This is a genomic window from Methylobacterium symbioticum (genome assembly GCF_902141845.1).
Lineage (GTDB): Bacteria > Pseudomonadota > Alphaproteobacteria > Rhizobiales > Beijerinckiaceae > Methylobacterium > Methylobacterium symbioticum.
Genome location: NZ_CABFPH010000149.1, coordinates 1 through 9,753 on the forward strand (window position 1 = coordinate 1; position 9,753 = coordinate 9,753).

The following is a 9,753-nucleotide window of genomic DNA, read 5'->3' on the forward strand; positions in this document are numbered from 1 at the left end:
TCTACGTCTCCAACGCCCCCTTCACCGAGCTCCAGAAGGTCCTCAGCGTCTTCTCAACCGTCGCAAGCCCCATCGCTGGCGCTGCCTCCGTCTATTCCGTCACGCGCTAAGCACGGACGGTTCGAACAAGAAGGGGCCCCGCACCATCGGTGGGGGCCCCGTCTCGTTTCCTGCGGGATATCCGGGCTCCGCCCGGACCCGCGAGAGGGGTGACCCCTCTCGACTCCCGGACGGTCAGCCGCGCTTGGCGAGCAGCTGCTCGATCAGCGAGCCGCCCTTCTCGATGGCCGCGAGTTCCTCGGCGACGGCGGCGACCGTGTCGCGGATCTGCTCGGGCGTGTGCTCGGAGGTCATGAAGAAGCGCAGGCGCGAGGCCCGCTCGGGCACGGCCGGGTGGATGATCGGCTGCACGTTGATGCCGCGCTTGTACAGGCGATCGGACAGCGTCACCGACTTCAGCGAGTCGCCGACGATCACCGGGATGACCGCCAACCCGAGGCTGAAGCCGGTATCGAGACCCTGCTTCTTCGCGCAATCCAGGAAGAGGCGGCCGTTCTGGCGCAGACGCTCGACCCGCTCGGGCTCGGCCTGCATCACCGCGAGCGCAGCCTCGGCAGCGGCCGCGAGCGGCGGCGACATGCCGACGCTGTAGACGAAGCCGCCGGCCGTGCACTTCAGGTACTCGATCAGCGCCGCCGGCCCGCAGATATAGCCGCCGCAGGCCGACATCGTCTTCGACATCGTGCCCATCCAGATGTCGACGCTGGTCGGATCGATCCCGGCATGCTCGAACAGGCCCGCGCCCGTGCGGCCGAGGACGCCGAGGCCGTGCGCCTCGTCCACCATCAGCCAGGCGTTGTAGCGCTGCTTCAGTGCGATCAGCCCCGCGATGTCCGGCGCGTCGCCGTCCATGCTGTAGAGGCCCTCGACCACGATGAGGGCGCGGCGATGCTCGTGCCGGGTCGCCTGAAGGAGCGTCTCCAGCGCCGTGAGATCGTTATGGGCGAAGGAGCGCCGCTGCGCGCCGGAAAGCTGCGCCCCCGTCACGATGGAGTTGTGGCTGAGCGCGTCGTGATAGATCACGTCGCCGGGCTCCAGCAGGGCGCCGATCGTCGTGACGTTGGTGGCGTGCCCGCTCACCATCACCACGCAGCCCTCGGTGCCGTAATGGGCGGCCAGAGCTCGCTCCAGGCTGAGATGGCCCGGCCGCTCACCCGCGACCACCCGGCTCGCGGAGGACGAGGTGCCGAAGGCCTCGATCGCGGCGCGCGCGGCTTCGCTGACCTTCGGATGCCCGTTGAGGCCCAGATAGTCGTAGGACGAGAAGTTCACGAAGGGCCGGCCCTCGATGCGCGTCGTCGCGCCGGCCTTGGCCTCATGGACATGGAAGAAGGGGTTGCTGAGGCCGATCAGCTCGGCCGCCGAGCGCTGCAGCTTCAGCTCACGGTAGCCGGGCAGGGTCTCGAAGCTCAGCACCGACGGATTCTGCGCGGGCTCCGCTGCCCGGGCCGGGGCCGGCCGGGGCGGCGTCCGCCCCAACCGGTTCGTCACGAAGCCTGCCAGAGCGGCGCGCCCCCCGTCCGGCCGTGGCGATTGCGTCATGGAAGGATCTCTTTGATCTCGAGGCTTTTCTGCTCCACGAGGTCCTTGAACGGCGCGAGCGCCGCCGCGTCGACCTCGCTGCCGACATGCTTCTGAGCCAGGCTCAAGGCCACGCCGGCCGCCTCGTCCATGGGCGCGGAAACCGCCTGAATTAAGGTCTCCGCCAACTCGTTCACCGTCAGGCCCGACGAGATGCCGGCCGGGGGCGAATCCAGGGCGAAGCGCTCCTGGAGGCTGGCGCCGAGCTCGACGCCCATCAGCGAGTCGAGGCCGATCTCGGAGAGCTGGCGCACGCGGCTGATGTCGTCTTTCGGCAGACGCAGGATGCGGGCGATGTCCTCGACGATCGCGTCCGACACGGTCTTGCGGGCCGAGTCGAGGTCGCCACCCTTGAGCAGCGCGGCGATGTTGATCGTCGCGACCGCGCCGGCCTCCGCCTGCTGGTCGCCGCCGAGCCCGTCATAGCTCGGCGAGCGCAGGGTGGCGAGGCGCTCGCGCGCCTTGCCCCAATGCATGGCGGCGATGGCGATCACGGCGTCGTCCGGGGCCGGGCCCTGGCCCTCGAGCGCCTCGGCCATCAGGTCGAGGCAGCGGCGCGCCTCCATCGGCGTGACGCCGACGCGGGAGGCCAGCGTCTCCATCACCGCCTTGTTGCGGGCGAGCATGCCGACATCGCCGATGGCGCCCCAGGCGACGGCGAGCGCCGGCAGCCCCTTGCGGCGGCGCTGGCGGGCCAGGCCCTCCATGAAGCCGTTGGCGGCGACATAGGCGCCCTGGCCCGGATTGCCGATGAAGGTGGTCGCCGAGGAGAAGACCACGAAGTAATCGAGCTGGCGGTCGCGGGTGGCCGCATCGAGATGCTGGGCGCCGATCACCTTCGGTCCGATCACGGCATCGAGCGAGGCCGCGTCGATATTGGCGATCAGGCCATCCTGCAGCACCGCCGCGGCGTGGATCACGCCCGCGAGCCGGCCGCCCTTGGCCTCGATCGCACCGAGCAGGCGGTCGACCGCCGCGCGGCTGGTGAAGTCGACGGCGGGCGCCTCGACCGTGACGCCGCGGGCGGCGAGGTCCGCCACCGCCTGCCTGGCCTCGTCGGTCGCCGCGCCCTTGCGCCCGGCGAGGACGATGTGCCGGGCGCCGCGGTCGGCGAGCCAACGCGCCGCCTCCAGGCCGAAGCCGCCGAGGCCGCCGGTGACGAGGTGCACGCCGGTCTCCGAGACGGCGAAGCGCGACGTCGCCTCGGCCAGCACCCGGCCGGGCTTCGGCGGGGCGATCACGATCTTCCCGATATGACCGGATTGCTGCATCAGCCGGAAGGCGTCCGAGGTCTCCTCGGCGGTGAAGGGCTGGTAGGGCAGGGGCTTGAGGCCCCCCTCGCCGAACAGCGCCATCACCTCGCGGAACATCCGCGCCCCGTCCTCGCCCTGGTGCTGGAGCACCTGATCGAGGTCCACGCCGAAATAGCTCAGGTTCCGCCGGAACGGACGCAGGCCGATATGGGTGTTGGCGACGTAGTCGCGCTTGCCCAGCTCCACGAAGCGGCCGAACGGCTTGAGGGCGTTGAGCGAGCGCTCCATCGCCTCGCCGAACAGGCTGTTCAGCACCACGTCGACGCCCGTGCCCGTGATCGCCCGGATCTCGTCCACGAAGGCCAGCGAGCGGGAATCGAGCACGTGCTCGGCGCCGAGCGCCTTGACCAGTGCCCGCTTCTCGCGCGAGCCCGCGGTGGCGATCACGCGCGCGCCCTTGAGCTTGGCGATCTGGAGCGCGGCGAGGCCGACGCCGCCCGCGCCGCCATGGACCAGCACCCACTCGCCGCGGCGCAGCCGCGCGCAGGTGACGAGGCCGTAATAGGCGGTGAGGAAGGCGACCGGCACGGTCGCCGCCGCCATCGGCTCGAGCCCGGCGGGGGCAGGCGCCACCACCATGTCCGGGACGACGATATGCGTCGAGAAGCCGGACTGGGCGAAGGCGACGACGGCGTCGCCCACCTTGAAGCCCTGGACGCCCGGGCCGACCGCCGTGATCCGGCCGGCGCATTCGAGACCGAGGCGCGGACCGGCGAAGCCGTCCTCCAGAATCTCCTCCGGCAGCATCGAGAGCGCCCAGAGCACGTCGCGGAAGTTGAGGCCCGTGGCCTCGACGGCGATCTCGACCTCGCCCGTGCCGGGCGCCTGCCGCTCGGCCGGGCCCCAGACCATCTCGTTGAGGCCGCCCGTGTTGCTGCGCTCCAGGCGCGCCGCCTCGGCCGGAACGGCACCGCCCTCGGCCCGGCGCCGGACACGGCCGGGATGGAAGCGCACGACCTGCGTGCGGTCGTCGTCGAGCACGATCTCGGTCTCGGGCGTGCCCGAGAGGATGAGGTCGCGCAGGCGTTCGGAGGCGCGCTTCGAGGACATCTCGGGCGCGAGATCGATGCGGCGTACATCGAGGTTCTGCGCCTCGTTGGCGAGCGTCCGGGTGAAGGCCCAGACGCCGGCCTCGACCGAGGTGCCCTGGCCGCCGCGGTCGCGCGTCGCGCCCGGCGCCACCACCCAGAGCCGGGTCTGGCGGCCGCCGAGATGCTCGGTGCAGCGCTTCAGGCTGAGGCAGCGGTCGCGCAGGCGCTCGGCTGCCTCGCCGCCGCGGGTGAAGGCGCCCGCGAGGAAGACCACCGTGTCCGGCGTCTCACGCTCCAGCTCCATCAGCGAGGTCTCGGAATCGAGGATGATCGAGACATGCACGCCGCCCGCGACCAGCAGGGTCGCGAGGGAGGAGGCGGTCTCGGCCGCGAACTCGTCGTCGGAGCCGATCACGAAGGCGAAGGTCTGACCCGGAGCCGGGCCAGGCCGGGCGGGCGCCTCGGCCACGAGAAGCAGGTCGTCGCCGTTGGCGGAGGCCGCCCGCTCGGCTGAGACGCTGACCAAGCCGGTGGCGCTCAGGCTGCGCTGCCAGCCGGTGATGTCGTCGAGGCGTCCGATCGGCAGGTCGCCCTCGCCCGGCTCGAACCAGCCGGGGGTGAGGCCGAAGACGAGATCGCGGAACAGCGACGCGCCGGGCTCGACGGCGATCAGCAGGCCGCCGGTCGCGAGCGCGTCGGCGAGGCGGCGCGGCAGGTCGCGGTCGCCCCGGTGCAGGGCGCCGCTGGTCAGCGCGAGGTCGAAGCTCGCCGCCGGCAGCTCGTCGGCGGCCTCGATCACGGTGACGCCGCGCGGCAGGGCGAGGCGGGCGCGCTCGGCGAGGCGCCGGTCGGTCTCGAACACGGTGAGCCGGGCCTGCGCCTCCTCGGCGAAGGCTGCAACCTGCGCGGAGAGGGGGCCGAACCCGGCCTGGAGCAGGCGGAGCGCCCGGTCCTTCGGCAGCCGGTCGCCGGCCGCCGTGACGATGCCGGAGACGACGTCGGCGGCGTGACGCGCGGTGGCGCTGCGCAGGGCGAAGGCGTCGAGGGCGTTCTGCGGCAGGACCGGCGCGTCGCTCAAGGCGCCGGCCAGCAGCTGGTCGGCCAGCGCGCCGACATCGGCGATGAGGACGAGCTCGGCCGAGAGCTCCGGATGGTCCGCCGCGATCCAGCGCAGGATCTCGTCGGGCGCGGGGAGGGCCGAGCCGTCACCGAGCGTCCAGGCCGTACCGGTGCGCTCCGCGAGGCCGCTGCTCTCCAGGGCCGAGAGCGCGTTGACGATCCAGGGACGCAGGGCCTCGGGTACGCGCGCATCGAGCGTGACCGCACCGTCGCGGGCGAGGCCGGAGGCGAGCTTGAAGGCGAGCGCCGTCGCCCAGCCCTCGAGCAGCAGGTGGCCCGGCGAGAGCGGCGCGTCGGCGGCGGCGCGCGCGGCCTCGGTCAGTGGCTTCAGGCGGGCGGCGATGCTCGGCCGCCGGTCCATCGGCACGGCGGTCGGCTCGGTGGCGAGCTCCGTCACCTGCGAGATCGCGAACGCCGAGAGGTCGCCGCCGCCCTTGGCGCGGAGCGCCTGGAAGCGGCCCTCGCGGATGGTGGCGATGACGGCGCCGTCGGCGTCGAGCACCGTGAAGTCGGCCAGGATGCTGCGCTCGTTGCAGCGGCGGGTGCGGATCACCGCGCGGGCGATCGAGGCACCGGGCCTGACGAGGCGGATCTCGCCGAAGCGGACCGGGATGTAGGCCTTGCCGGCATTCTCACCGAGGAGATCCGCGAAGAGCAGGATCAGGCCGTGGAAGCAGGCGTCGAGGCGCGCCGGAACGAGGCCGTAGCGGGCATCGGCCTCGGCGGGCACGAGGTCGGAGACGATGGTCTCCGCGTCGAGCCGGGCGGAGAGCGCCACCTGCCGGAAGCTCGGGCCGAAGCCGAGCCCGGCGGCCACGGCGCGGGCGTAGAGCTCCTCGCCGGCGACGGCCCCGTCCTCGGGCATCTCCACTTGCGGCGCGGCGGGCGGGGCGAAGTCGCCCTCGACCACCTTGGCGGAGGCGTGGATCTGCCAGGGCGTCTGGGCGAGGCGCGGACGGCTCAGCACCTGGATGCCGTTGCCGCTGCCCGAGAGACGCACCGCGACCTCGCGCAGGGCGTCCTCGTTGAAGACCATCGGCGACTGGATCTCGAAATCGGCGAGCACGATCTCGTCGCTGCGCAGCGCCTCGCGGGCGGCGGCGAGCGCCATCTCCACGAAGCCGGCGCCCGGCATGATCGCCTGGCCCTCGATCCGGTGGTCGTCGAGTTCCGGCACCGTCGCGATGTCGACGTAGCCGTGCCATTCGAGCCCGTCGGCGGCGTTCCGCGAGCCGATGAGCGGGTGGTACTGGCGGGCGCTCGTGGCGCCGACGCTCTCGGTGGTCTCGGGCAGGCGGAAGGCCCGGCGCTGCCAGGGATAGGTCGGCAGCGCGACGGCGCCCTTCGGCGCGTCGCCGAAGAGGAGCGCCTCGTCCACGGCCGCGCCCTGGACGAGGGCGGCGCTGACCGCCTTGGCGATCGGGTCGCCGCCGGCGTCCTTGCGGTGCATCACGCCGACCACGGCGTTGTCGATGCCGAGCGGCTCGATGGCGTCGCCCACATGCGACATCAGCGTGGCGCGGGGGCCGACCTCCACGAAGACGCGGGCGCCCTGGCGGGTCGCCTCCTGCACGGCGTCGCTGAAGCGGACCGGCTCGCGGATGTTGCGCCACCAGTAGGTCGCACCGAAATGCTCGCCGCCCAGCACCGTGCCGGTGACGGTCGAGACCATGTGGACGGTGCCGGGCGAAGGCTTCAGCTCGGCGAGGTCGCGCAGCAGCGGCTTCTCGGTCGGATCCATGATCCGGCCGTGGAAGGGATAGGCGAGGTCGAGCTTGCGGCCGCGGCGGCGCTTGCGCGACAGGGCCTTGATCGCCGCGTCGATATCCGCGACGGGCCCGGCGACGGTCACCGCCTTCGGGCTGTTGTAGGCGGCGATGTCGAGGCGCGGATAGTCCTTGAGGAAGGCCGGGACCTCCTCGACGGGCATCAGCAGCACCGCCATGGTGCCCTGGCCGCGCGTCGTCTCCTGGTGGTGGCTGCGGTAGAAGATCACCCGCACCGCCTGCTCCAGGCTGAGGATGCCGGCGGCTTCCGCCGCGGCGATCTCGCCGACGCTGTGGCCGATGACGTAGGCGGGCTTCAGGCCGCGGGCGCGCAGAGCCGTGGTCGAGGCGCTCTGGATCGCGAAGATCAGCGGCTGCGAGACGCTGGTGAGCTCCAGGCGCTCCTCGAGGTCCTCCGCCTCCAGCGCCGCCTTGAGCGACCACTTGGCGTAGGGCTGGAACAGGGCGTCGATGCGGTCGAAGGCGTCCCGGAAGACCGGGTTCTCGGCATAGGCCTCCCGGCCCATGCCGGCCCACTGGCTGCCGTTGCCGGAATAGACGAAGGCGACCTCGGCCGCCCGGTCGATCGCGGTGCCGGTCACGGCCCCGGCCGTATCCTCACCTTCGCCGATCGCGCGCAGCGTCGTCGCGAGGTCGGCCTTGCCGTCGAGCGGCACGGCCAGGCGGGCATTCAGGCGCTCGCGGCGATGCGCGGCAGCCGCCGCGATGCGGGCCGCCTCGGCGGGCGTCGCCGCCGCGAAGCGCTCGGCATAGTCGAGGGCGAGGTCGTTGAGGGCGGCGCGGCTCTGGGCGGAGAGCAGCAGCATCTCGGGGGTCCGCGGCGCCTCGGCGGGCGCCGCCCGGACGGGCTCGGCATCGCTCAGTACGACGTGGGCGTTGGTGCCGCCGAAGCCGAAGGAGTTCACGCCGGCGAAACGCTCGGCCCCGCGGGTCAGCGGGCGCGCCTCGCGCACGACGTCGAGGTTCAGCTCGCCGAAGGGGATCTCGGGGTTCAGCTCGGCCGCGTGCAGGGATGGCGGCACCAGATCGTGCTCGAGCGCGAGGCTCGCCTTGAGCAGCCCGGCGAGGCCGGAGACCGGCTCGGTATGGCCGATATTGGTCTTGATCGAGCCGATCGGCAGAGGCTCGCGGCGCATGCGGCCGATCTTGCCGCCGATGGCCGAGGCCTCGATCGGATCGCCGACCGGGGTGCCGGTGCCGTGCGCCTCCACGAAGGCGATGCGGTCGAAATCGATCTCCGCCTCGCGGTAGACCTTCTCGAGCAGCGCGCCCTGCGCGTAGCCGGAGGGCAGCGAGATGCCGGTGGTGCGCCCGTCCGAGTTGACGCCGCTCGCCACGATGCGGCCGCGCACGGTCGCCTCGGCGCGCGCGGCGGCTTCGGCCGATTGCAGGACGAGGACGACGCCGCCCTCGGAGCGCACGTAGCCGTCGGCATTGGCCGAGAAGGCCTGGCACAGGCCGGTGCGCGAGAGCATCTGCGCGTTGGAGAAGCAGATGAAGTTGAACGGGCTCGCGAGCACGTTCACGCCCGCCACCACCGCGGTGTCGATCCGGCCGGAGCGGATCGCCTGGACGGCGTTGTCGAGGGCGACGAGGGAGGACGAGCAGGCCGTATCGACGGTGAAGCTCGGCCCCTTCAGGTCGAAGATGTAGGAGATGCGGTTCGAGAGGATCGAGAGCGTGTTGCCGGTGGCCGCGTAGGCGTCGCCCGACGGCACGTCGAGGATGCGCAGGTTGCCGTAATCGAGCGAGGAGGCGCCGACGAAGACGCCGATATGGCTGCCCGCCACCGCGGAGGGACGCAGGCCCGCATCCTCGAGCGCCTCCCAGGTCAGTTCCAGCAGCAGGCGCTGCTGCGGGTCCATCTGCTCCGCCTCGCGCGGCGAGATGCCGAACACGCCCGGATCGAACGACCAGATGTCGTCGAGGACACCTGCCGCCCAGGTGTAGCTCTTGCCCCGCTCCTGCGCGCGCGGGTGGCCGAACCGGTCGAGGGACCAGCGGTCACCGGGGACGCGGCTGACCGCGCAACGCGGCTCCGTGAGCAGCTGCCAGAGGCCGTCGACGCTCGGGGCCCCCGGAAGCCGACAGGCGCGACCGACGATGGCGATGTCTGTACGTTGTGTCACGTTCGGTTCGCACACGCTCGTTAACGGGAGTCGATTCGAAGGGCGGAGAGTGGGCATCCTGCTGCACCCTTAGTATGGCTCTAATGCGGTGGCAAACCGGCAGGGCGGTGACCCGCAGGCGCAGCAAAACAAATTCCGCCGCGTGTGATATGTATTCATCAGTTTAGGACAGGTGGCCCGACCTCTGAAGTGACAGTCGGGCGCGGCTATGCTCAGAGCTCTGCAATGCAGGTGCGGTCACGCCGCCACATTTCAGCCGCATGTCTCACGATGGACTGAATCGTCGGGCGTGCCGGCATCCTTTGGCTGAGCCAGGGCCGCGGCCATCGCACGGCTCGCACCGGCGGGCCAAGCCGGAATCCTGGCGGAGCCGGGGGATAACCTATGCGCGAGAAGCATCCCGTTCCGTGGATTCGGCCTCAGGCCGACCGACGCTGACATAGCGGAAGCCACGGGCTTGGATATCCTGCGGGCGGTACACGTTCCGCAGGTCGACAAGCACCGGTTGTGCCATCCGCTCGCGCAGACGGGCGAAGTCCAGCGCCCGGAAGGCATCCCACTCGGTCACCAGCACCAGCGCATCCGCGCCCTCGGCGCAATCGTAGGGGTCGGCGGCGTAGGTGACCTCGCTCAGCAGCGCGCGGGCCTGGTCCATGCCCTCGGGATCGTAGGCGCGCACCCGGGCGCCGGCATCCTGCAGGCCGGCCACGATGGCGAGCGCCGGCGCGTCGCG

3 protein-coding genes are annotated in these 9,753 nt (G+C 71.9%); all 3 read right to left on the bottom strand.

Features of this window, described 5'->3' with window-relative positions:
* Positions 1-234 precede the first annotated feature (234 nt).
* Positions 235-1,602: an aminotransferase class I/II-fold pyridoxal phosphate-dependent enzyme gene (locus MET9862_RS26795; RefSeq protein WP_142585980.1), complete on the bottom strand. Its 1,368-nt coding sequence runs from the start codon at positions 1,600-1,602 to the stop codon at positions 235-237.
* The gene (locus MET9862_RS26800) at positions 1,599-9,020 is read right to left on the bottom strand and encodes a type I polyketide synthase (protein WP_185157021.1); all 7,422 of its coding nucleotides are present in this window, start codon (positions 9,018-9,020) and stop codon (positions 1,599-1,601) included. Before MET9862_RS26800 ends, MET9862_RS26795 begins: the two co-directional genes overlap by 4 nt.
* Before the next feature lie 382 nt (positions 9,021-9,402).
* The coding region (locus tag MET9862_RS26805) for a UDP binding domain-containing protein (protein WP_280179001.1) at positions 9,403-9,753 on the bottom strand (351 nt) is incomplete at its 5' end.

Excerpts from the sequence above, each read along its gene's own strand:
- MET9862_RS26795 (WP_142585980.1), bottom strand. The coding sequence starts at position 1,602 with ATGACGCAATCGCCACGGCCGGACGGGGGGCGCGCCGCTCTGGCAGGC.